This window comes from Pseudomonas sp. MWU12-2037, assembly GCF_023242345.1.
Taxonomy (GTDB): Bacteria; Pseudomonadota; Gammaproteobacteria; order Pseudomonadales; family Pseudomonadaceae; genus Aquipseudomonas; species Aquipseudomonas gingeri_D.
Genome location: NZ_JALLIZ010000004.1, coordinates 339316 through 361544, shown reverse-complemented (window position 1 = coordinate 361544; position 22229 = coordinate 339316). Strand labels below are relative to the sequence as shown.

The 22229-nt window shown below is 61.7% G+C and carries 18 protein-coding genes; 8 read left to right on the top strand and 10 right to left on the bottom strand.

What is annotated here, in order from left to right; all coding sequences use genetic code 11:
• Window position 1: 1 nt before the first annotated feature.
• The gene (locus M5B42_RS09675; protein ID WP_248745668.1) at window positions 2-4060 is read right to left on the bottom strand and encodes a response regulator; all 4059 of its coding nucleotides are present in this window, start codon (window positions 4058-4060) and stop codon (window positions 2-4) included.
• 284 nt (window positions 4061-4344) lie between these two features.
• Here M5B42_RS09675 and M5B42_RS09670 point away from each other — a divergent pair, with 284 nt between their 5' ends.
• The gene (locus M5B42_RS09670) at window positions 4345-5589 is read left to right on the top strand and encodes an MFS transporter (protein WP_248745667.1); all 1245 of its coding nucleotides are present in this window, start codon (window positions 4345-4347) and stop codon (window positions 5587-5589) included.
• Here the strand turns inward: M5B42_RS09670 and M5B42_RS09665 are convergent.
• Window positions 5559-6527 carry an alpha/beta hydrolase gene (locus M5B42_RS09665; protein ID WP_248745666.1) on the bottom strand — a complete coding sequence of 323 codons (969 nt, stop codon included), beginning with the start codon at window positions 6525-6527 and terminating at the stop codon, window positions 5559-5561. The genes M5B42_RS09670 and M5B42_RS09665 overlap by 31 nt on opposite strands.
• Window positions 6528-6623: 96 nt before the next feature.
• A complete protein-coding gene (locus M5B42_RS09660; protein WP_248745665.1) occupies window positions 6624-7259 on the bottom strand; it encodes a LysE family translocator in 636 nt (211 codons plus the stop codon).
• Between the two features lie 115 nt (window positions 7260-7374).
• Here M5B42_RS09660 and M5B42_RS09655 point away from each other — a divergent pair, with 115 nt between their 5' ends.
• Window positions 7375-8292 (top strand): LysR substrate-binding domain-containing protein, encoded by a 918-nt coding sequence (locus M5B42_RS09655; protein WP_248745664.1) that lies wholly within the window; start codon window positions 7375-7377, stop codon window positions 8290-8292.
• Window positions 8293-8309: 17 nt separating this feature from the next.
• Here the strand turns inward: M5B42_RS09655 and M5B42_RS09650 are convergent, their stop codons facing one another.
• A complete protein-coding gene (locus tag M5B42_RS09650) occupies window positions 8310-8804 on the bottom strand; it encodes a DUF1543 domain-containing protein (protein WP_248745663.1) in 495 nt (164 codons plus the stop codon).
• A 286-nt stretch (window positions 8805-9090) separates the two neighbouring features.
• On the opposite strand from M5B42_RS09650, the gene M5B42_RS09645 reads away from it, so the two are divergent.
• Together M5B42_RS09645 and M5B42_RS09640 are read left to right on the top strand one after the other, a co-directional pair.
• Window positions 9091-9609, top strand: a complete 519-nt coding sequence (locus M5B42_RS09645) for a DUF4142 domain-containing protein (protein WP_248745662.1) — start codon at window positions 9091-9093, stop codon at window positions 9607-9609.
• Window positions 9610-9833: 224 nt separating this feature from the next.
• Window positions 9834-10115 (top strand): DUF1652 domain-containing protein, encoded by a 282-nt coding sequence (locus M5B42_RS09640; protein ID WP_177101601.1) that lies wholly within the window; start codon window positions 9834-9836, stop codon window positions 10113-10115.
• 54 nt (window positions 10116-10169) lie between these two features.
• On the opposite strand, the gene M5B42_RS09635 is transcribed toward M5B42_RS09640, so the two are convergent.
• Window positions 10170-10538: a hypothetical protein gene (locus M5B42_RS09635; protein WP_248745661.1), complete on the bottom strand. Its 369-nt coding sequence runs from the start codon at window positions 10536-10538 to the stop codon at window positions 10170-10172.
• Window positions 10539-10638: 100 nt separating this feature from the next.
• Entirely contained in the window at window positions 10639-10938 is a 300-nt protein-coding gene (locus M5B42_RS09630; protein WP_103497325.1) for a DUF6388 family protein, read from the bottom strand.
• 156 nt (window positions 10939-11094) lie between these two features.
• Here M5B42_RS09630 and M5B42_RS09625 point away from each other — a divergent pair, with 156 nt between their 5' ends.
• On the top strand, window positions 11095-11796 hold the full coding sequence (locus M5B42_RS09625; RefSeq protein WP_248745660.1) for an HAD-IA family hydrolase: 702 nt from the start codon (window positions 11095-11097) through the stop codon (window positions 11794-11796).
• Between the two features lie 12 nt (window positions 11797-11808).
• Here M5B42_RS09625 and M5B42_RS09620 read toward each other — a convergent pair whose 3' ends face one another.
• Complete coding sequence (locus M5B42_RS09620) at window positions 11809-13011, bottom strand: MFS transporter (protein WP_248745659.1); 1203 nt, start codon at window positions 13009-13011, stop codon at window positions 11809-11811.
• A gap of 105 nt (window positions 13012-13116) precedes the next feature.
• Between M5B42_RS09620 and M5B42_RS09615 the strand changes: the two genes are divergently transcribed.
• Entirely contained in the window at window positions 13117-14010 is an 894-nt protein-coding gene (locus M5B42_RS09615; protein ID WP_152737054.1) for a LysR family transcriptional regulator, read from the top strand.
• Here the strand turns inward: M5B42_RS09615 and M5B42_RS09610 are convergent.
• A complete protein-coding gene (locus M5B42_RS09610; protein WP_103497321.1) occupies window positions 14000-14746 on the bottom strand; it encodes a 3-oxoacyl-ACP reductase family protein in 747 nt (248 codons plus the stop codon). The two genes, M5B42_RS09615 and M5B42_RS09610, sit on opposite strands and share 11 nt — an antisense overlap.
• Before the next feature lie 138 nt (window positions 14747-14884).
• Here M5B42_RS09610 and M5B42_RS09605 point away from each other — a divergent pair, with 138 nt between their 5' ends.
• On the top strand, window positions 14885-15835 hold the full coding sequence (locus tag M5B42_RS09605) for a LysR family transcriptional regulator (RefSeq protein ID WP_248745658.1): 951 nt from the start codon (window positions 14885-14887) through the stop codon (window positions 15833-15835).
• A gap of 72 nt (window positions 15836-15907) precedes the next feature.
• Complete coding sequence (locus M5B42_RS09600; protein ID WP_248745657.1) at window positions 15908-16936, top strand: Ldh family oxidoreductase; 1029 nt, start codon at window positions 15908-15910, stop codon at window positions 16934-16936.
• Window positions 16937-16984: 48 nt separating this feature from the next.
• Here the strand turns inward: M5B42_RS09600 and M5B42_RS09595 are convergent, their stop codons facing one another.
• Window positions 16985-17896 (bottom strand): hypothetical protein, encoded by a 912-nt coding sequence (locus tag M5B42_RS09595; protein WP_248745656.1) that lies wholly within the window; start codon window positions 17894-17896, stop codon window positions 16985-16987.
• Window positions 17893-22152 (bottom strand): DUF6543 domain-containing protein, encoded by a 4260-nt coding sequence (locus M5B42_RS09590; RefSeq protein WP_248745655.1) that lies wholly within the window; start codon window positions 22150-22152, stop codon window positions 17893-17895. The genes M5B42_RS09595 and M5B42_RS09590 overlap by 4 nt, the downstream gene beginning before the upstream one ends.
• Between the last annotated feature and the right edge of the window lie 77 nt (window positions 22153-22229).

Below are 22229 nucleotides of genomic sequence, written 5' to 3'. Positions count from 1 at the left end.
GTCAGGCTTGCTCCAGCATTTCATAGGCACTCAGTGCTGCGGCCGTAAAGTCCAATGCCCTGACCTGTTTGATAAACGGATTGAATCGGGCCAGTCGTTCCGCCGGCGTTTGGGCAAGAAGTGCTTCCGCTGCCGCAATGGCTTGCAGGTTCGAAGCATTCAGCAGCGTGAGTATTTCGTTTAAATGCAGCCGCCATTCAGTCAAAGGCAACGCCTCTCCAGCCGGCTCAACCGGACCCGCGGGCTCGGCGAACGCTATGGTCAATTGCTCAAGGCTGGCCTGCATCAATTGCCGCAGTTCAGCACTGCAGCCATTGATCAGAGGATCGTCGGCTGCCGATGCCGCGCCAGCGTTCAGCGCCTGCTCAAGCTGGCCGGCTCTTCTTGAAAGCGCGAGGGCACCCATGGTGCCGGCGCTGCCCTTGATGGCATGCAATACACTGGCGGCGCCCACCCGGTTTTTTTGCGCTATCTGCTCGTCCAGGTTCTGGAGTTGCTTTTCCGTCTCGGCACCAAAGATCTTCAGGACACTGCGTATCAGGTTCAGGTTTCCATCCAGCCGCTTGACGATCGAAGCATGGTCTTCAATAAGTTCGTCTTGTTCCATGACCGGATCATTTGCGACAGGGCGCGCGACTGGCGCCGGGGGCTCTTTTCCCTCCAGTTGTGCCCGCAGCACCGAAACCAGATGCTCGATATCGATCGGTTTGCCGACATGCCCGTTCATCCCCGCCTGCAAACAGGCCTGCCGATCGGAAGAGGACGCATTGGCGGTAATCGCAATGATGGGCAGCGTGGTAAAGCGGGGGTTGGCGCGAATTCTCCGGGTCGCTTCGTAGCCATCGATGTCAGGCATCTGCACATCCATCAGCACGGCATCGAAGGACGTGTTCCCCGTTATCACGCAGTTGACCCCCTCAAAACCGCCTTCGGCCAATTGCACGGAGGCGCCCTCCGATTTCAGCAGCTCCTCGATGACCTGACGGTTCAAGGCGTTGTCTTCCACCACCAGGAAGTTGAGACCCGCAAGACGCCTTGAAGGTTTGTGCTCAAGCGCTGGAGTCTCAGTCGGTGTGTCGATGCCTTGCAACGCCCGCAAAATGACCTCGGTCAGCTGTCGGGGCGTCACGGGCTTGGTAATGAACCCGGCAAAAGGGGCATCGCCGCGATCATGGCTCTCGGCGAGGACTTCGCGCCCATAGGCGGTGATCATGACGACCACGGGCGGCGGTAACCGTCCTTTCAGTTCGCGAATCAACTTGGCCGCGCTCATGCCATTCAAATCCGGCATCCGCCAATCCATCAGGACCACGTCATAACGCTCTCCCTCATGGAGGGCCTTGCTTATCTTGTTCACGGCCTCGACACCCGAGGAGACGAGGTCGGCCTGCCATTCCAGGGCGGCCACCGTGCGCATCAGCAACTCGGCGGCAATCGGGTTGTCGTCGACCACCAGCACCCGCATTGAATGGTTGGCGGGGAGGGTCCTTGTCGTTGCGCCTGCGTCCACCTTCAGCCAGACATCGAACCAGAACCGGCTGCCCACATCAGGGCGGCTTTCCACCAGCAGATCGCCCCCCATCAGTTTGACCAGGCGCTTGCAGATGACCAGGCCGAGACCCGAGCCGCCGAAGCGGCGTGAGGTCGAGGCTTCGGCCTGATTGAAACCTTCAAAGATATGTTCTATCTGTTCGGGGCTCATGCCGATGCCGCTGTCCGTTACGGCAATTCGGACCTGGACCTTGGAGGCCGTGCGCTCCAGGAGCTCAAGACTGACGATGACCTGTCCTTTCAAGGTGAATTTGAGGGCGTTGCCGGCGAGATTGATCAAGACCTGCTGCAAGCGCAGGCTGTCGCCGATCAGGCCACTGGGGAGGGCCGGATCGATATCGAACAACACTTCGATATCCTTCTGGCCCTGGTTGCCGGCCAATACGACACCCAGGTCCTGCATCAAGGGTTCGAAGTCGAATGGATGCGGATCCAGCTGGAGCTTGCCCGCCTCGATCTTCGAATAATCGAGAATGTCATTGAGCAGCCCAAGCAGCGACTGGGCGGCTGTCTGGGCCTTGCTCACATAGTCGCGCTGACGCAGGTTCAGCGGCGTGAACTGCACCAGATGCAGCATCCCCAGCACAGCGTTCATGGGCGTGCGGATTTCATGGCTCATGTTCGCCAGGAAGGATGATTTGGCTGCGCTCGCCGCATCGGCCTGCTCCTTGGCATGGCGCAGGCTCACTTCCATTTCATGTTGGGCCGTCACGTCATGATTGATCCCGGTCATGAGGGTCGGTGTACCGCTGGCATCACGTTCGACCCGGACGCGGGTTTCCAGGTAGCGCACTCGCCCGTCGGGCAGGACGATCCGGAACGATGGCAGGCGCTGTTCGCGATCATCGATCACCGCGTTGAGTGCGGCGATGACGATCTCCAGGTCATCCGGGTGAAAACGCGAGCGCCAATGTTCGAAGTTCAGGCCATTCTCGACCAGCGCCTGTGAGTAGCCATAGATCTCGAACATACGATCATTCCAATGCAGCGTACCGTCGCACAGGTTCCATGACCAAATGCCGAGCTCGGCGATATCGGCGGCCAACAGGAGGTGGTCACGGGTGGCGGCAAGATCGCTGCGGTGTTTCTTCTGTTCGGTGATATCGGTCATGACACAGACGAAGCAGCGTTCGTCGGTGCCTTTCATTGCACTGGTGGAGGCGTAGAGTGGAAAGGTCGACCCGTCCTTGCGCAAGCCGGACAATTCCACGCTGCTACCGGTTTCAGTGAAGCTCTGCTGTGAGAATTCCGCGGTATAAGCGTTGTACGCCGCGAGGTGAGATTCCGGGACAAGCGTCCTGATATTGCGCCCGAGTATTTCCTCTGTGTCGTAGCCGAACGCCCGTTGGCCGGCTGGGTTGAGTGATCGTACCTTGCCTGCGCCATCGACCGTGATAATCGGGTTGGCGGCTGTCTCCAGGATCGCCCGGGTGGTTTCCAGGCTCGCGGCCAGCTCTTTTTCGGTTTTGCTTTGCAGGTTCACCTGGCGAATCAGGCGCAGGCCGAAAATGATCAGCACGCAGACCAGCAACCCCACTCCCGCGGCATGCCACAGCGTATCCGACCACCAGGAGGCGAGGTTTTCATCCTTCGAGAGGGCTGCGGCGACGAACAGCGGATAGTCATTCAGGCTGCGATAGCTATTCAGGCGGACCACGCCGTCCTGAGCCGAGGCAATGGAAAAGGTACCGCCTTGCGGTTGTAGTTTGTGCTCCTGGAAAAGCCGGGTAGTGGTCACGTCTGCGCCGATCAGGCGTTCTTCGAATGGACGCCGGACGGCCATGACGCCTGAGTCAAATTCCAGGGCAACGGCCCCTTCCTGCCCGATCTCGAGGCGATTATAAAACTGCGAGAAAAAATCAATATCGATCGTGGCGGCGGCGATACCGGCAAAGCTGCCGTCTGGATCGTCAATGCGTCGCGACACCGGAATCGTCCACTTTCCCGTAGAGCGGCTGCGCAGCGGAGGCCATATCCGTACGCCTCGATCAGGGTGATTTTGATGAAAGATGAAATACTCACGATCAGAGTTGTTGTAGCTGCGCAAAGGCCCGGGTAACGAACTGACCAGCAACTCGCCATTGCGGTCGAACAGATAGAGGCCATCGAGTTGCGAGAGTTCGCTGAGCCGCGAGACAAAGAGCTGGTGCAAGCGCTCCAGTGCTGGTGCGGTGGTGCCGTCGCGTTGGACACGCTCGACAACTCCGCTCAGTACCAGGTCGGCTTCCTTGAACGTGTCGTCGGCATGTTGAGCCATCGCGCGGGAAAGGTTCGCGGTGGCGGTTGTCACTTCGCCCAGTTGCACCGAGCGAGCGGTAAAACTGCGCCAGATATCGGAGCCAACGAGCACTGTGCCCATGATGACAATGAGCAGCGTCATTCGGGATGTGAGCGAAAACCGGTATGCCACGTTTGCCTTCCCGAGAAGTAGTGGAACAACTATTGATACGGCAGTCTGGATTAAACCTGATGGTGCGGCAACTTGTCCTTGGGAAGAAATGATGCCCATCCGAGCGACCTTGTCCCAAGCCTAGACATGCTGTTACTGAATGTATCGTCGTGCGGCAAAAGAATTCCGAACGCGACGGCCGAAAAAAGCCGACCGGGTCTGTGGTTTTATATTTTTTATATAAAATTCAATGTATTACGTTTTTTATGGGTTTTTGATACGCGCGGATACAGGTTGGCTGTAAAGTTGCATGTTCATGTATATACAAGAGCGTGCGGCAGCCATGATCGGATCTGAAATGGATGTTGCGCTTAACCATAAGCAGGATCCGAGAGCGGACTGTGATGAAAACCAAGGTATTCCCGGGATGGTACGTCGTGTTCGCGGCGCATGTGTTGCTGGCCCTTATCTTTGGCGGTGCCTACTCCTTCGGGGCGTTCCTCTCACAGATCCAGTCCAACTTCGAGGTGGGACGTTTTTCCGTGGCCTCGGTGTTTTCACTGACGGCCCTGATCTATTACTCGGTCGGGGTCTTCTCCGGTTCCCTGGCTGATCGGATCTCGGCCCGGGTGGTGATCGGCCTTGGCATCATCCTGCTGGCGCTGGGTTTTTTCCTCAGCAGCCTGGCTTCTGACTCTTTGCAGTGGTTCCTGGTGTGCTTCTGTGTGCTGGTCGGATTGGGTGTCGGTCTGGTGTATGTGCCGACGGTGACGGCGGTGCAGCGCTGGTTCGTGAAGAACCGCAGCCAGGCTTCGGGTATTGCGCTGGCGGGCACCGGGGTCGGGACCTTTGTCGGCCCCTCGGTCGCCGGATTGCTGATGCAGTATTTCTCCTGGGAGTCGACCCTGCAGATCTTTGCCGGGGCCATTCTGGTGGTCGGTCTGCCGGTGGCTTCGCTGTTCAGGAGTCATCCACAGGAGCTGGGACTTTTTCCGGATGGTCTCGTACCTTCTTTTTCGAGCCCCCAGCATCATGTGGCCGCCAACGGCATGGGCTTGGCCGAAGCCGCGAGAACGGCGCGATTCTGGTGGTATTTCGGGGCGATTTTCTTTGGCTCGGTTGGTCTGTTTCTCGCGCTGGTACACATCAATCCCTACGCGCGCCAGTTTGGTATTTCCGCTACCCAAGCCAATTTGCTGATCGGCCTTATCGGCGTCGGCAACGTCGCCGGCCGCTTGTTCCTGGGCAGCCTCGGTGACCGGATGGGCGCACGGCGTTTGCTGATGCTGCTGACCTTCGCGCTGGTGCTGCTCAATCTGCTGTGGCTCGGTGCCCATTCCTTCACCACGCTGGCGCTGTTCGCCGCGTGTTTCGGCGTGGCCAATGGGGGCTGCATTTCCCTCTACCCGGCGGTGGCGGCCAACTGGTTCGGCACGGCGAACCTGGGCGCCATTCTGGGTGCCCTGTACATGTCCGTCGGGGTCGCTGCCCTGATCGGCGGGAGTGCCGCGGGGCTGCTGTTTGACCTTTATCAGAGCTACGTGGCTTCGATTCTGCTGGGAGCGCTTTGTGCGCTGCTGTCGGTGCTGTTTATCCTGATTGCCAGTCGCCCATTGTCTCAGCTCGCTGTTCCGGCCCCTTCGGCATAAACCCGCCCAAGAAACCCGAGCATTGCCGCATTCACGGCCTCGGCTTTCTCACTCTGTATCCAGTGCCCGCAATCCTCGATCAGCTGCTGTTCGAGTTGCGGCACCAGCCCCGGCATGCGTTTGATGGTGTGGGCTTCCAGCACACCCACCGGGTCGCGATCGCCGATCAGGAACAATGTCGGCTGCCGGACCTGCAAACCTGCCAGAAACTCCGTGCGCTGCCAGTTGCGTTCGAAGTTGCGATACCAGTTCAGCGCGCCACGAAAGCCCAGGCCGGCAAAGGTCTGCCGGTAGATTTCGTAATCCGCGGGCGCACACCAATCGGGTAACTCCGTGGCCACTACCACGCCGTCAAACAAACGTGCATCGACGGCCTTGGTTTGCAGGAAGACCTCGGTGTCGCCCATAAACGCCCGCAAGCTCCGGTCGATATCCGCATCGAGTTCTTGTTCGGCGATCCCGGGTTCCTGGAAATAGAGGATGTAGTTGAAGCGATCGGCATAGTGCTCGCGCATCAGTTCGGTCGCCGGGCGCTTGGGGCGTCCGCCAAAAGGCACCGACAAGGTGACCAGCGCCTTGACCCGCTGCGGCTCCAGTAACGCCAGGTGCCAGGCCACCGGCGCGCCCCAGTCGTGGCCGACGATGCAGGCTTGCGTGTGCCCGAAGGCATCCATGGCGGCCTGGATATCGGCGCAGAGTGTCAGCAGGTCGTACGCGTTCACATCGGCGGGGGCACTGCTGCGCCCATAGCCACGCATCTCCGGGACAAACACCCGATAACCCGCCTGCACCAGCGCCGGCACCTGGTTGCGCCAGGAATGCCAGCATTCCGGGAAGCCGTGGAGAAGCCACACCGGCCGGCCGTCAAGCGGCCCCGCCACATGCACGCTCAGTTCGATCCCATTGACCGACAAGATCTGTTGTTCGAATTCGTTCATCCGCCGCTCTCCCTGACCCAGGTAAAAGACCCTAGCAGAACGGCGGCGCGCTGCTAATCATCATTCATTGACCGAATCATGACTAAAACACGCCATTCAATTCAGGCTGGCGAGCAGCGCCCTGGCGGCGTACAGCACTCCGAATATCGCCATCATCAGCAGCAGGATGCCGGAAGCGAAGGTGATCTTGGCCTTGTGCCTGACCGCAAAGGCCTGGCGGGCGAGCAGGATATAGAAGGTCATGGCCGCCAGGTCGATCACCGCCCAGAGCACCGCGAGCAACGCCACGCTATGGCCGAAGGACGGCGTGACCTGGATGAATTGGGGGAAGAAGGAGACGAAAAAGATGATCTCCTTGGGATTGGAAATACCCACCAGGAAGCCATTGACGAAACCGGTGCGCCGCTCGCTCCTGTTGGCTTGCACACCGTCGTCGACAGCTGTCGAGAGGGCTTCCTGAAGGCTCTTTACTCCCAGGTAACCGATAAACAGACAGCCGCTCAGGCTGACGACATTGATCAATTGCAGGTTGAGCGAAAGGCCGCCGCTTAAAATCAGCGCCGCCAGCAGCGCCAGTACCAGCGACGCCCCATTGGTGCCGAGCATCGTCAGCAGCGCCCGGCCACTGCCGGCCCCCAGGCTGGTGTTGACCAGCAGCGCGACCACCGGGCCGGGTGTCACGATCAGCAGGGAAATGCTCAGCAGGTAAAGCAGTAGCAACGAGAGGTTCATGGAGGAGCGCCTGCGCGGGAGAATCGAGTCCGGCAAGCCTGAGGGAGTGCCGCGGGTTTGAAAAATGGATAAATCTGTGCCTCACTATGATTATTAATCATAGTGAGGCGAGCCCATGGCCGAACGTATCCCACCGCTCTATGCCCTGCGTGCTTTCGAGGTGGCGGCCCGGTCCTCTTCGTTTACCCGCGCCGCCGAGGAACTGTCGCTGACCCAGAGCGCCATCAGTCGACATATTCGCAATCTAGAGGCGCTGTTCGGCTGTCATCTGTTCGAGCGCAATGGCCCGAAGCTGCAATTGACCGAAGCCGGGCAACGCCTGGCCCATGGCTTGAAAACCGGGTTCAAGGTGATCGAGGAGGCCTGTCTGCCTTTTCGCGCCAATGCCGAGCAGCTACGGCTGAAGGCGCCGTCGAGCCTGACCATGCGCTGGCTGTTGCAGTCGCTGGAAAACCTCAAGCAGGTGAACCCTGACTTGCCGGTGCAACTGTCCAGCGTGTGGATGGATATCGACACCGTCGACCTCCACACCGAACCCTATGACTGTGCAATTCTGCTCGGTGACGGGCGTTTTGGTGCCCAGGTCGAGTGCTGCAAGCTCTTCGACGAGTGGCTGATTCCGATCTGTTCGAGTCAGCTTCTGGAGGTCGAACCCTGGAGTCCCGACACCCTGGAGCAGCACGAACTGATTCACTCGTCCACGGACCGGCGCGACTGGCGGCGCTGGTTGGCGGGTATGGGATGGGAAGGGCGGGCGAGGGTGGAGCGTGGCAAGCTGTTCAGTACCCTGGACCAGGGGATCTCGGCCGCCATGCGCGGGCACGGCGTTTCGATCGGTGACCTTTACCTGATCCTCGAAGATGTCCGTGGCGGTTTGCTCGGGCTGCCGTTCAGGACTGCCGTCGGCTCGGGCGAGGCTTACTACCTGGTCTGGCTGAAAAGCAGCCTGCGCAAGGAACGCATTCTGGCCTTTCGCGATTTCCTGTTGGGCGACGTGCCCGAAATGGATCTGCCGGGCATCGAGTTTCGTTGATCGGGACCAGGTGATGCTCAGGGCAGGACGATATAGTCATTACCCTGCACAATGCCGCGATTCGGCGCCTGCACCAGCTCGATATAACGCCCGCCGACCAGGTCGATGGGCAGGCAGTCGTCGATATCCAGCAGGGCATCGGTGTGCGCCTGCTCCCAGCCTGCCAGCATCTGCCGCATGCCCAGGCGCTTGGCCTCGGCCTTGTCGCGGGCCACCACCAGCAGGTAATGATGCGCTTCGCCGAAGGCCCGGGCTTCGTAGCCGCCCAGGTTGATAAAGTACAGGCGCGGCGAGCCGGGGGCGGGCGCCAGGTTGCTCAGTTCGACCTTCCAACCGTCGACGCCGTCGACCCGCATCCAGGCATCGATATGCAGGCCGGCGGGGCTGCCGAACCACTCCTGGCGCAGTTGCGGATAGGTGGCCTCCAGGTTGTCGGCCAGTACAAAGGCCACATCGTGCACTTCTATTTTCGCCCGGGGATGTTTTCCGCCGAGCATGACCACCCAAAGCATGCCTGTTCCTTTCTGTCAGCCGCCGAGCGCAGATGAAAAATGTTTCATAATTCGCTTGCCAAGCAGCGTCTATAGTAATCGCGCTCGTTCAAAAGCTTCCCTTGCCCGCCCTCCCGCGGGCTTTTTTTTGCCTGGGAATTGAGCGGGTCATGGGGGCGCAAGCCTGCAGGATACCTGCTGTGCCGATCACCGTTCGTCAGTCCCGCGGTTTTTTTCTAAACCTTGCCCGCCCGATTATTTCCAATCCTTCAGCCCACCTGTTTTTTTAAAGTGCTGGAGAACGCCCATGAGCCGGAAGACCCCCCTGTTACGTCTCACCTCTCTTGTCCTGCTGCTGGGCGCGGGCCTCGCCGGGCCGGTCAATGCCGGTACCCCCGCGCAGTTCATCGATACGGCCTCGGCGTCCGGGATCGCCGAGATCGAGACCAGCCGCCTGGCGATCCAGAAAACCACGTCCACGGACATCAACAGCTTTGCCGTGGAAATGATCAAGGACCACACCGACGCCAACCGCGACCTGAAGGCCATCGCCGCCCATCACGACCTGCCCATGGCTCCGGAGGCGGAAATCCTCGACCGGGCGCGCAAGCTGATGTTGCAGGTGCAGGAAGGTGAATCCTTCGATATCGCCTATGTGGCCAACCAGATCAAGGCCCATGAGGACGCGATCCAGCTGTTCAAGGATGAAGCTGAACATTCCGCGTCCCCGGAGTTGAAGGCCTTCGCCATACAGACCCTGCCCAAGTTGCAGATGCATCTGGACATGGCGAGGAAGTTGGAAATGAGCCATCACAAGGGCAATTGAGCGAGTGCCCTGGGCGCTCTCGGAATGATGGAGTCGGTGTAAGAGATGGCGTACGTAAGGAAAAGTGAACGGTGCTGACGACTAAGTGGCGTCACATAGCTACGATGTCTGCCAGGGCCTCTATCGAAGGCCGGCGCCAGAAGCGCGAGGCTCCTGGTGCCGACAAGAACCCACGGATTGCCTTGCGCGGTTGCTTTTCCATCACTCTATAGGGACGTATTGATGTGATTTCCATTCTTGAACTGCGCAACATCATTGAACTCGGCTTTTTACCCCTTCGTTGCCAATGCACGGTGAGCCATGACAGCTCGCTGACGGTGAAGGTCTTCGACCCGGATTCGGGTAGGGTGGATTTGCTGGTGACGGGGATTTCCACGGTCCGCTTGACCAGTGCCAGGGCCATTTCCAACCTCGTGGGCGAATTGCGTTCCGAACTGGTGGCCAATCAACAGGCGTTCTTCATTGGAGGGGGACAACTGGCGAGGCAAATACCCGCCAAGCTCTAGGCGCCTGTCAGAAGGGCCGGCTCAAGGACTTGAACCGGCCCTTCTCACTTCAGGTCATTTCTGTGGGGAACCGCTGCCGAGACCTGGAAGCTTGTTTTCGGTGCCGCCGGAACTGCGGGAGCCACCGGGGTTGCTGCGGGCTTCATCACCCACGGGGCCGTTGCCGTCGGTGTTCATGCCGCCTTGACGCCCGGGATCATTACCCTGGGTTCGAGGGTCGATACCGCTTTCGGTACCAGGTGGTGTGGCACCGTTGTTGATCACCGGATTGTTGCCAGGGTTGATGCCGCCCGGTGCCAGGGGCGGCTGCGGGCTCTCGAGCGGATCGGTCGGGCCGGTGCCGGGCTGGGCCGCGAAGCTGGTCATGGAAAGGGAGGACAGCAGTGCGGCCAAGGCCAGCTTGGCAAGGGGGGACGGATTCATGGCGAGTTTCCTTGTCGATAAAGAGTCCTTACCTGATATTGGTCCCCAGCCATGGGCTCAAGTGCCGTTGCTGCGACGAACGGTCCCCGTTTGCAACCACTCAGTCTTCGCTGATCTCGTTGAACGAGCAATACTCGTCCCAATCCATGCCCAGGGCCTCGGCCACTTCGCGGTGGACTTCCAGGCGCATGGCCTTGAGCTCCTCAGGGGTTTCAGCCACCAGTTGCAAGGTCAGTTCCCAGGGTTCGAGCCCCTGGTTTTCGGCTTCGTCCTCGAAGGCCCACTGGAACTGTTGCTGCTGTTCCTTCGGGCTCAGGTCGCGGGTTTCTTCGCGCAGGTGCGGGTGGGCGTCGAGGAACCTGGCAAGGGCGACCTCGGTTCGGGATTCTTTGGCAATCATGCTGGCGTCTCTGTCGGATGGCCGGGCGGCAAGCCGTCGGCGGGCCCGTGGGCCTGGAAAATACTGCGACCATGCTAGCGGCTTCACTCTCGGATGGAAAGAATCGCCCGGCTCTGCGACGCTAGCAGGCTTTCAACCCTGTATACGGCGGATGCGATGACCGCAGCACTCTCTACCCCGGGCCCGGTAAAGGCCGTGATTTTCGATATGGACGGTTTGCTGCTCGACACCGAGGGCATCTATTCCGAAGTGACGCAGCTTATCGTCGGTCGCTACGGCCGGACCTTCGGCTGGGATCACAAACAGCACATCATCGGTCGTGGTGCCGGCGACCTGGCCCGTTACGTGGTCGAGGCGATGGAGTTGCCGATCAGCCCCCAGGAGTTCCTGGAGGTGCGCGAGCCGCTGATGCGCGAGCGTTTCCCCAAGGCCGGTTCCATGTCCGGCGCCGAGGCGCTGGTGCGGCATCTGTCGGCCCACGGGATTCCGATTGCGGTGGGCACCAGTTCTTCGCGGGGCTCGTTCGAGTTGAAGACCACCCTGCACCGGGAATGGTTTGCGCTGTTCGATACCATTGTCACCGCCGACGACCCCGAAGTCGGCGAAGCCAAGCCGGCGCCGGATATTTTCCTGCTGGCGGCCAAGCGCCTGGGAGTGGCGGCCGAGGACTGCCTGGTGTTCGAGGACTCGCCGTTTGGCGTGACGGCGGCCAAGGCGGCGGGCATGTATGCGGTGGCGGTGCCCGATCCGGCGATGGCGGCGGAGAAATACCAGCATGCGGATCGGATCGTGCAGTCGCTCAAGCATTTCCCGCTGGCGCCGGTCGGGCTACCGACGATTGACTGGGACCTTGTCTGACGGCGTGGTCTTTCAGGCAGCGGACACCGACAGTCCGCTGCGGCGCTGCATCACCACCCAGATGCCCAGCGCCAGGGCGGAAATCAAGCCGCCGGCGGTGACGATGCCGTTCCAGCCATAGGGCCCGTACAACTGCGCCCCGAGCAGCGAGCCCAGCGCGCCGCCGATGAAATAGCAGGTGATATAACCGGCATTCAGACGGTTGCGCGCTTGGGGGCGGATCTTGAACACGGCGTTCTGGTTGCTGACGTGAATCAGCTGCACGGCAAAGTCCAGCACCAGCACGCCGATCAGCAGCGCCGCCAGTGAATGTCCGGCAAAGCCCAGCGGCAGCCATGACAACAGCAACGCCAGCAGGCCCAGGGTGGTGGCGAACTCGCCCTTGCCCCGATCGGCCATGCGCCCGCCGAGGTTCGCCGCCATGGCACCGACGGCACCGGCCAGGCCGAACAGGCCGATCACCCCATCCGAATAGCCATAGGGCGGGCTCGCCAGCAGGAAGGCCAGGGGCGTCCAGAACAACGCGAACAGGCAGAAGGTCAGCAGGCCCATGACGGCGCGCAGCCGCAGCACCGGCTCCTCGACGAACAGGCGAAACACAGAGCCGAGCAAGGCCGGGTAACTCAGTCCCGCATGCTGGTGGTTTTCCGGCAGGGCACGCAGCAGGGCGAAGGCACAGATAAACATCAGGCCGGCCGCCAGCAGGTAGATGCTGCGCCAGTCGCCAATGTCGGACAGCAGGCCCGCCGCCGTGCGCGCCAGGAGAATGCCCAGCAACAAGCCGCTCATCAGCGTGCCGACCACCCGCCCGCGCTGTTCCGGCGCGGTCAGGCTGGCGGCCATCGGCACCAGCACCTGGGCCACCACCGAGAACAGGCCGGCCAGCGCGGTGCCGAACAGCAGCCAGGGCAGGCTTGGCGAGAACGCGCTGATCAACAGGCCGAGGGCACTGAGCAGGGTCATGATGAAAATCAGCCGGCGTTGTTCGAACAGGTCCCCCAGCGGCACCAGCAGCAACAGCCCGGCGCCGTAACTCAGTTGGGCGGTGATGACGATGGTGCCGGCGGTAGCGGTGCTCAGGCCCAGGTGCTGGGCGATGGTGTGCAGCAGCGGCTGGGCGTAGTAGTTACTGGCAACCGCGAGGCCGGTGGCAATCGACATCAGCAGGATCAGGGCAGAACTCAAAGGTTTGTGTACAGCGTTGGTGTCGGACATTGGCTGTCTCGTTATGGGAATTCGATGCACGAATTATCTGGAATGTCCTAGCATGACACCAATGCATTGTTTTCATTCTATCCATCTTGAAACGAGATACAGCCGATGAACCTCAAGCAGATCGAGTACGCCCTGGCGGTGGCGGATGAGGGCAGTTTCACCCGTGCGGCCGAGCGCTGCCATGTGGTGCAGTCGGCCCTCAGTCATCAGATCGCCCGTCTGGAAGAGGATCTGGGCGCGGCGCTGTTCGAGCGCAGTTCGCGCAAGGTGCGCCTGACCGCGGCCGGCGAGGCCTTTGTCCGCAGCGCCCGGCCGGCGCTGGAGGCGACCCGACGGATTGTCGCCGAAGTGGCGGCGGCTTCCGGGGAAGTGCGCGGCAGCCTGTCCATCGGCAAGATCTCGTCCCTGACCGAAGTCGATCTGGTGGGCTTGCTCGCGCGTTTCCACGGACTTTATCCACAGGTGGATATTCACCTGAATATGAGCAAGAGCGAGTCGCTGATGCTCGATGTGCGCGAACGGCGGCTGGACCTGGCGTTTGTCGGTTTATGGCCGGGGGAAAAGATCGAGGGCCTGGCGCAGCGGTTGCTGGCGGAGGAGGAGTTGGTGGCGGTGCTGCCGCTGGGGCATCCGCTGACCCGCTTCGAGCGTCTGCCGCTGGCGGAGTTGGAGAACCAGCCGCTGGTGGATTTCCAGGCCGGCACGGCGGGGCGCCGGCAGACCGACGAGGCCTTTGCCGCGGCGGGCTTGCGCCATCGGGTGCAGTTCGAGGCGGGCAATGTGATGCTGGTGGGGGAGTTCGTACGTCGGGGGCTGGCGCTGGGCCTGGTGCCGAAGAAAATCGCCGAGGGCTTCGAAGGGGTGGTGACGCTGCCGGTGTCCGACGCGCCGTCGCGGTACCTGTACGCGGTGTGGTCGCATACGCCGACGCCTGCGGCTGCAGCATTTCTGCTGTTGCTGGAGCAGGCGTTGGCACTGCAACCGCGTGTTACGCGCTGAACCCGCCATCGATGGTCAGGCTGGCCCCGGTGATGTAGCCGGCTTCCGGCCCTGCCAGATAGGCGACGAAGCTGGCGATCTCCTCGACCCGGCCATAACGACCACCGGCCATGAGGCTGATCAGGCTGCCGGCGAAATCGCTGTCAGCCGGGTTCATATCGGTGTCCACCGGGCCGGGCTGCACATTGTTGACGGTGATGCCCCGTGGCCCGAGATCCCGCGCCAGGCCCTTGGTCAGGCCCACCAGCGCGGACTTGCTCATGGCGTACGCGGCGCCGCCGGCGAATGGCATGCGTTCGGCGTTGGTGCTGCCGATATTGATCACCCGACCGCCTTCGCCCATATGCCGGGCGGCTTCCTGGGTGGCGATAAAGACGCTGCGCACGTTGACTGCCAGGGTCCGGTCGAAGTCTTCCAGCTTGAACTCGTCAAGTGGTCCCATGGCCAGCACGCCGGCGTTGTTGACCAGGATGTCGATTCGGCCAAAGGCTTCGACGGTGCTGCTGACCGCATGGCGAATGGCGACGGCATCGGCGCTGTCGGCCTTGATCGCCAGGGCCTTGCCGCCGTCGGCGATCACGCTGTCCTGCAATTCCCTGGCCTTGGCGTCGGAACTGACGTAGGTGAAGGCTACTGTTGCGCCCTGGGCCGCCAGGCGCTTGACGATGGCGGCACCGATGCCGCGCGAGCCGCCTTGGATCAAAGCTACTTTGCCAGTCAGATTGTGTTCGGTCATGTCGTTCTCCAAAGTTCAAGGCCGTGGAAGGGTGGGGAGGTGGCCTTGTTGTTGGAGCCGAGTATCGACCTCGGATTGCTGACTGTGTAGACGGTAATTGCTACAGTCTGTGTAAACTAAAAGTTTATAGTGGTGAGCATGGAAACCTTCAGCAGCCTCGAATGTTTTGTCCGCAGCGCCGAAGTCGGCAGCTTTGCCGAGGCGGCGCGGCGCCTGAGCCTGACTCCGGCGGCGGTCGGTAAAAGTGTCGCCAAGCTGGAGGCGCGGCTGGGGGTACGGCTGTTCCAGCGCAGCACCCGCAGCCTGAGCCTGACCGAAGCCGGCCAGGTGTTCCTCGGCGAAGTCAGTGCCAGCCTGCAGACGATCCAGAATGCCGTCGCCAACCTGGCCAGTGCCGAAGGCCGTCCGGCCGGTACCCTCAAGGTCAGCGTCGGCACGGTGTTCGGGCGTCTTTATGTGGTGCCGCTGCTCGGCGAGTTCCTGCGGCGTTTTCCGGATATCCGCCCGGACTGGCATTTTGATAACCGCCAGGTGGATCTGATCGGCCAGGGTTTCGACGCGGCCATCGGTGGCGGTTTCGAACTGCCCCAGGGGGTGGTGGCGCGAAAGCTGACGGTGGCCCATCGGGTGCTGGTGGCGTCGGCGGATTACCTGGCACGCCAGGCCGTGGTGAGCACCCCCGAGGATCTGCGCCGCTGCGACGGTATCCTGATCCGTTCGCCGCAGACCGGGCGGGTGCGTTCCTGGCAATTGACCGCGCGCAACGGCGAGCATCAACCGCTGAACCTGAGCCCGCGCATGACCATGAGCGATTCGGAAGCCGCCTGTGCCGTGGCGGCCCAGGGCCTGGGCGTGGCGCTGGTGAGCATGCCGTTCGCGGTGCCCTGGTTGCAGGCCGGGACCTTGCAGCGGGTGCTGCCCGACTGGTACGTCGACGACGGCCATATCTCGATCTACTACGCCGAACACAAATTGCTTCCGGGCAAGACCCGGGCCTTTGTCGACTTCATCCGCGAGCAGTTCGCCGAGCAGCAGTTGGCCAGCCGCTTCGATGCCCTGTTTGACAAGGAGTCCCCTGTCGCCGGATAGTCTGGACGCCTGCCCAAGCACTGCTTTTCTCTCATCGATCCAATAATAAATAAATCGGAATCGGAGCTTCGGATGTCTGTACCCAGCGAGACGGCTACTCAAACGATTTCCTACAGCGATCTGGTGGCATTGCTCGCCCAGGTCTTTCAGCGCCATGGCACCTCGGCGGAAGTCGCCCGGGTCCTGGCCGAGAACTGCGCCAGCGCCGAGCGCGATGGCGCCCACAGTCACGGTATCTTCCGGATTCCCGGGTATGTCTCCACCCTCGCCAGCGGCTGGGTGGATGGCAAGGCCATTCCCCGGGTCGAAGATGTCGCCTCCGGCTTTGTCCGGGTCGATGCCGCCAACGGTTTCGCCCAGCCGGCCCTGGCCGCCGCCCGGGCGTTGTTGCTGGAGAAGGCCCGCAGTGCCGGGATCGCCGTACTGGCGATCCGCAATTCCCATCACTTCGCCGCGCTCTGGCCGGATGTCGAGCCCTTTGCCTATGAGGGGCTGGTGGCCCTGAGCGTGGTCAACAGCATGACCTGCGTGGTGCCCCATGGCGCCGAGCGCCCGCTGTTCGGGACCAACCCGATCGCCTTCGCCGCACCGCGGGCCGGTGGCGATCCGATCGTCTTTGACCTCGCCACCAGCGCCATGGCCCATGGCGATGTGCAGATTGCCGCCCGCGAGGGCCGCAGCCTGCCGCCCGGCATGGGCGTGGACCGCGACGGTCAGCCGACCTGCGACCCCAAGGCGATCCTCGACGGCGGCGCGCTGCTGCCGTTCGGCGGCCACAAGGGGTCGGCGTTGTCGATGATGGTCGAGTTGCTGGCGGCGGCCTTGACCGGCGGGAATTTTTCCTTCGAGTTCGACTGGTCGAAACATCCCGGCGCCAAGACCCCCTGGACCGGGCAGTTGATCATTGTCATCGACCCGGCCAAATCGGCGGGGCAGGACTTCGCCGAGCGCGCCCGGACGCTGGTCAGCCAGATGCAGGGTGTCGGCCTGCAACGCCTGCCGGGTGACCGACGGCACCAGCAGCGGGCCGAGTCGCTACGCGACGGGATCGTCCTGGCCGAGGGCGATCTGCAACAGTTGCGTGAGCTGGCCGAGCAGTAAGCGTTGCGCCTGGGATGGGAACACTCCAGGTACGGGGTGGACCCCCGTCTAGTACTGAGGATGGTACTCGGGCGGTCTGCCCAGGTGAGCGAGCAACAATGCCAGTGAGTCGGCGTTGTTCAGCATGACATCCATTCTTTTGTTCTCGTCCGAGAAGAACACTCTGCGGGCCTCATCCAGGTTTTGCGTCCCGGTGAGTTGCAACACCCGCCGGAAAGGTTTGCCCACCACGTCGTACCAGTGCAGGTCGTAATCGTCGCGCTCCCTGAATAATTCGTTGGAGGGAGTGCGGTTGGAGAACGCATGCTGCTGGATGTGTTCCAGGTCGTCATGACGAAGCCTTCCCAGCAGCGATCGGGTATCCAGCAGATCGACGAAGGGCCGGCTCGACTCCAGATAGGCGAGGTCGATCGTGTCGAGCACCAGATGGCTGGTTTCATGCAACAGGACCGTGGCCATGTTGTGACCCAGCATGTCGAAGGCCCTGGAGCGCAGGGGCAGGTAGGGTTCGAAGCCGGGATCGAAGAAACGCTCGGTGAAATAGATTCTCCTGGTCGCGTCCTTGGGCAAGGTGAATGCCTGGATACCGTGCTCCGGGTGCAGGGCCGAGCCCACGATATAGCGTGACGAGGTCTCGGGGTTGAGCGATGGCTTGAGCAGTTCCCCGAGCAGCATGTCCGCGCGGAATTTGATTTTCTGGATCGTGCTTTCACTCACTGAAGCGATATCGAAGAATTTTTCCACGAACTGACGGCGTTTCCGATCCAGGGGCGCCTCGGAAAAAAGCCTGTCCATGTTTTTTTGGGTATCTGCCAGATAGGCCACTGCTTGTTCATGGGCATGGCGGATCATACGTGCCCGGTTGGGATAGAGCCGGCGAATGCTGTCAATCCCGATCGCCTGCACGCGCATTTCCTCGCGGATCGCTCTTCGGTTCAGGCAAGAGTCGAATAGTTTCATTGCGACAGCCCTTCCAGACAGTGTTCTTGCAGGTTGAATGACCACTGTTTGTACGGGTTCTGTTGCAACCAGGGGCCCCGAGCCTGTTCCTTGACGATGCGCCAGCGCCGATTGTCTTCCTGGACCTGAAAGACTTTTCCGCCGACCGCCGCGAAGGTCTTGCCGGTCGCGGTATCCCGATACAGGCCGGTGGCCAGATCCGGGGTCATGTCCGCCAAGGCAACCTCATGGGCTTCATGGCCGAGGATCGCGGCCTTTTGTCCGGGCGTCAGGCGGGCGTCGCCCCAGGCCGGGTCGGCAAAGGGCGATTCGATGAGCGCTTCGGTTTCTGTTGGCATGGGGCCGGTCAGGCTCGATCGGCTCCAGCCGCGGCGTGCCACTGCCAGTTGCGCCAGGCCGATGACGAACTCCTCGATCGCCTCGCCCCAGCGGCCCTGCCAGGCCTTTTGCGTCGCATCCTTGAGCTGCGGGAGGGTTTGCCAGATAAGCAGTGGCAAGCGCAACCGCCCGAGCATGAACATCGCGCCCTGGTAAAGCCCCGCCTTGAGCCAGGACAGGACATTGCTCCAGGCCGAGTGCTGGTCTTGTACGTTCTGCCTGCCGAGCATGTTCTTGAGTAGCGCGGTGGTGTCCTGATAGAGCCGCTGGAAGAAATTGCCGCGCAGCGGATTGTCGCTGATCCCCAGGGGCCTAAGCTGTGCGCCGAACACCTGTTGCGCGTAATGGGCGCGCCGCTCATGGGCCAGTCTTTCAAGGACTCGCTGTTGCAGGCTGTCCGAGTCCTTGAGGTCGGCCAGCAAGGCGGCTTCATCGGTGTATTCCTGGAAAATCGGCAGCGGCCCCTGTGGGCTGAGCAGAATTCGCGGGCCGCGTTCGGCGGATTTGGGACCGATCAGATAGAAACCGGGCACGGGGTCGGCTTTCGCCTGGGCGCCGCTGATCAATTCCAGCGGGCGAACGTCGATGCTCTGTCCGTTCAGGGGTTTCCTGGCAAGACCGTCCGGCATCGCCAGCAGGTGCTTGATGTAGCCGTGGGCGGTGGCGGACAGGCTGTTGCCGATGACCTGGGTGAAGGCGTGCAGCAGGCTTTGCCAGAAAAAGTGTTTTTGAAAAGCGCGCTGGCGTTGTGCGCTGCCACTTTCGCTGGCCGACAGATAGGAGTCGAGCAGGTTTGCATAGTGGCTGCCCACGGCGGCCTCTTTCACCAGGCTCTTGAGGCGGTCGCTGGTCAGGCCCTCGGGCAGCCAGCCCGTCGGAGTGCTGGCGACGATCGAGCTTTGGTCGATGTGGTCGAAGTGCCGCAGGGCGAAGTCGGTCAGCGATTCACGGATGATCTCGGTCGCATTGCGCAGCGTCAGCGAGACGTTGATCTTGTCGGGGTCGAGGCGGGCCGCCGGAAAGTCCCGGGACAGCAGGCTCATGACCTTGGTCCTGGCATTGTCGCGGATATCGGGAATGTCCTGGTGGTAGTCCCCCGTCGTCGCGGCATCCTGGCGATAGCGGTCGAGCAGGCTCGCCAGGGCGAACTGCCGGCTGTCGCTGGCGTCCGCCAACCAGGTTGGCAGCGCCAGGTGCAGGGTGGCGTTCTGCGCGGCCTGGATGGCCTTCTCAAGAGTCGGAACCGTCGAGCGGGCATCAAGGCAGGACTGCAGGTGCTGGTGAAAGTGCTCGCCCGAGTAAGGGGATGCCACGGCATGCGCGAGATCGCCCATCGCCTTGTCCACCAGCGAGTTTTGTCGATTGCCGCGGAAACCGTTGTGAATGAGTTCAAAGCCCAGGGCCGGATAAGCCCGGTGATTGGTGTGGTGGTTCTGGGGCAGGGGCAAATGGGCCGGTTGTTCGCTGCGGGCGATATTCTCCAGCAGGGACAGACGTTCCACGGGGTCATGCAGGCGCCGTTGCAGTTCGACTTCGGCGGCGTGAAAGGAGTGAAAGGTTTCTGCCCCCTGAACCGGGGTCCATAGCTGCACCGCCCCGGAATGCTCGTTGTCCAGGCCGCCGCGTTCGGTCAGCAGGTAGCAGTTGCGCAGTTTGATCGGCGCGGCCGCCCCGTCAGTCTTGAGCGTCAGCTCGAAGGCATCCGGAATGAAGCCGCGCAAGCCCGGACGCTGGTCCCTTCGATGGCTGTCGAGCAGGTTGTCGAGCACCTCCAGGTCGGTTTCTCTCAAGGTATTCTGCAGCGCCTTGAACTGCGCTTCGCGGCGCAACCCACTGGTGACGGCCTCGCTCAAGCGTTCGGACAGCTCGCTGTACACCGAGCGCTGCTGGCGCAGATAGTGCCCGAGAAAATCCGGCAGGACCTTCTCGACGATCGTGTTGAGCCGCGTGATGTCCAGGTCTGAAACCCGTGCCCAGTGACCCTCGCTATCCTTGCTGAACAGTCCGCCGTGGGCGGTCTTTACTAGCGCGCCGGAGTGCTGGGTCAGACGTTCGAGAAAGTGTTCCACCAGGCTTTGTGAGCTACTCGGCAGCAGCGTCGTATCGCCGAGGGCCGGAAGGGCGGACGTATACTGATTGATGTAGAGATTGCCGGGTGACAGGTTACCTCGATGGACGAGGTTCAGTTCCCTGGACAGCTCGCTTTGGATGAAGTCCTTGAGGGACGGACGCTTGTTCAGGGCTTCGGCGATGCTCTCCTTGAGTTCGCTCAGGGTTTTCAGCTGGTATCTGACGGTGTCCAGCACGGGCGTCAATACCCGTCGCGAGCCCGGTGTGACGAACCTCTCGCTGGGAGAGAGATCCAGGCGATGGCTCCATCGACCCAGGGGGGCGAGCGCAACCAATCGCGGGTCGATCAAGGCGCGGACATCCAGTGCCCGTTCAAACGCCGCGGCGAGGGCCAGCGCGCCGTTGCTGCTGCGATAGCGTGCGAGCACATACGCCACGTTATCCAGTTGTTTGGCGACGACGCTATTGAACAGCGCCTCGAAGACCTCCGGGTTGCCCACTGTCAGTGCGATATCGAGGGGCTGCGAATCCTTCAGGTCGGCGCGTTCGCGCAGTGACAGGCCATGACGCAGGTCATTGCCGTGGTCCGGGTCTTGAAGCAGGGGCTTGACCGAGGCCAGCAGTGAACTCTCGCTTTCGAAGGCCAACAGTCGACCGGCGGCATAACAGAAAAAAGCCGGGTGTTGCTGGCGGTCGCTGCGTACGACAAAGGCATTGGCCAATGCGCCGGTGAGCCGGCTGGTTTTCACGCTCAGGGTGTAGGGCGTCAGTTCGTGCAGTCTTGAAGCCTCCAGGGGGTAGAACCCGCACAGCGGGTAGTAGTCCTCGGGACTGAGGATATTCCAGTCCTGTTCCTGCTGGAGCAGCTCGGCCCGAAAGCGCGTACCCATGGCATCGGTAAACAGTTCCTGGCGTGGTTGCCCGTTGTCGAGGGGCTCTTTCCAGAAGTCTCGCAGTGTGCTTTCCAGATGGCTGTACAACTGGCCGGAGAGACTCGCCAGTGCTGCTTCCCAAACGACGGTATCCGTCGCCGAGGAGGAGTAGCCGGGGGCGACGAATTCGCGGCTTTGCCCTTCGGGCCAGACACCCCGGTTGTAGTGTTCCAGCAAGGTTTCGCTGAGCTGTCGTGTGGAGAGCTGTTGGAGGGGGAGCGTCGCCGTGCCGTCGCCGGAGAGGGGGGTGGCGTAGCTGATCACCCTCAGGGCCGTCAGGTTGACGTGGGGGAAGTGCCGGCCCAGATGGTTCTCGAACAGTCGGTTGAGCAGGGACTTGAGTGTCGGCAACCTGAGCAATTCGTCATGCAGATTCTTCAGGCTGTAGTCGAGGCAGGTTTCGATGGACTGGCGTCGATCGACCAGTACGACACCCCGGATCGGTTCCGAGACCAGGATGGGCGGCGGCTCGAAGCGAATGGCCGCCTTGATCCTGAGTGCGACGAAGCGTAGCAGTTCGTCGCGCTGCGGGGCCAGGCTCAGGCGTTCGAGCAGTTTTTTCAGCGCCAGCTCGCGATGGTCGAAAGGCTCCAGGCCGAACCCCGGGGTACAGAGGAACACCCGCTGCCCCGGCGGGCCGCTGACCAGGAAAGTGCCGGCCAGCTCGGTCGCGGGAGAGCCTTGGGCGACGATGAAGAGTTTATCGACGGACATCGGTGTATCGAGTGCCTGGCGGGCGTCCTGGTTGGGAAGCAGGATGTTCCTTAACCAGGTTCGGTCAGCCTGGGTGATGTTGCGCGCGATTTCCCGCTGATTGGGGGCGTCGCGTGCTTCCAGGGCTTCGGAGAACTCGTAGGGATATGAATCGAGGGTCATGGCGTTTGCCTTCGTACGTACTGACGAACCGCGGGGCGCTGGCAGGCCAGGCTTCGCGGAGAATGGCAAAAACGCTA

Coding starts and splice junctions, on each gene's coding strand:
- M5B42_RS09675 (WP_248745668.1), bottom strand. CDS start 4,060: ATGGGCATCATTTCTTCCCAAGGACAAGTTGCCGCACCATCAGGTTTA.
- M5B42_RS09670 (WP_248745667.1), top strand. CDS start 4,345: ATGAAAACCAAGGTATTCCCGGGATGGTACGTCGTGTTCGCGGCGCAT.
- M5B42_RS09665 (WP_248745666.1), bottom strand. CDS start 6,527: ATGAACGAATTCGAACAACAGATCTTGTCGGTCAATGGGATCGAACTG.
- M5B42_RS09660 (WP_248745665.1), bottom strand. CDS start 7,259: ATGAACCTCTCGTTGCTACTGCTTTACCTGCTGAGCATTTCCCTGCTG.
- M5B42_RS09655 (WP_248745664.1), top strand. CDS start 7,375: ATGGCCGAACGTATCCCACCGCTCTATGCCCTGCGTGCTTTCGAGGTG.
- M5B42_RS09650 (WP_248745663.1), bottom strand. CDS start 8,804: ATGCTTTGGGTGGTCATGCTCGGCGGAAAACATCCCCGGGCGAAAATA.
- M5B42_RS09645 (WP_248745662.1), top strand. CDS start 9,091: ATGAGCCGGAAGACCCCCCTGTTACGTCTCACCTCTCTTGTCCTGCTG.
- M5B42_RS09635 (WP_248745661.1), bottom strand. CDS start 10,538: ATGAATCCGTCCCCCCTTGCCAAGCTGGCCTTGGCCGCACTGCTGTCC.
- M5B42_RS09630 (WP_103497325.1), bottom strand. CDS start 10,938: ATGATTGCCAAAGAATCCCGAACCGAGGTCGCCCTTGCCAGGTTCCTC.
- M5B42_RS09625 (WP_248745660.1), top strand. CDS start 11,095: ATGACCGCAGCACTCTCTACCCCGGGCCCGGTAAAGGCCGTGATTTTC.
- M5B42_RS09620 (WP_248745659.1), bottom strand. CDS start 13,011: ATGTCCGACACCAACGCTGTACACAAACCTTTGAGTTCTGCCCTGATC.
- M5B42_RS09615 (WP_152737054.1), top strand. CDS start 13,117: ATGAACCTCAAGCAGATCGAGTACGCCCTGGCGGTGGCGGATGAGGGC.
- M5B42_RS09610 (WP_103497321.1), bottom strand. CDS start 14,746: ATGACCGAACACAATCTGACTGGCAAAGTAGCTTTGATCCAAGGCGGC.
- M5B42_RS09605 (WP_248745658.1), top strand. CDS start 14,885: ATGGAAACCTTCAGCAGCCTCGAATGTTTTGTCCGCAGCGCCGAAGTC.
- M5B42_RS09600 (WP_248745657.1), top strand. CDS start 15,908: ATGTCTGTACCCAGCGAGACGGCTACTCAAACGATTTCCTACAGCGAT.
- M5B42_RS09595 (WP_248745656.1), bottom strand. CDS start 17,896: ATGAAACTATTCGACTCTTGCCTGAACCGAAGAGCGATCCGCGAGGAA.
- M5B42_RS09590 (WP_248745655.1), bottom strand. CDS start 22,152: ATGACCCTCGATTCATATCCCTACGAGTTCTCCGAAGCCCTGGAAGCA.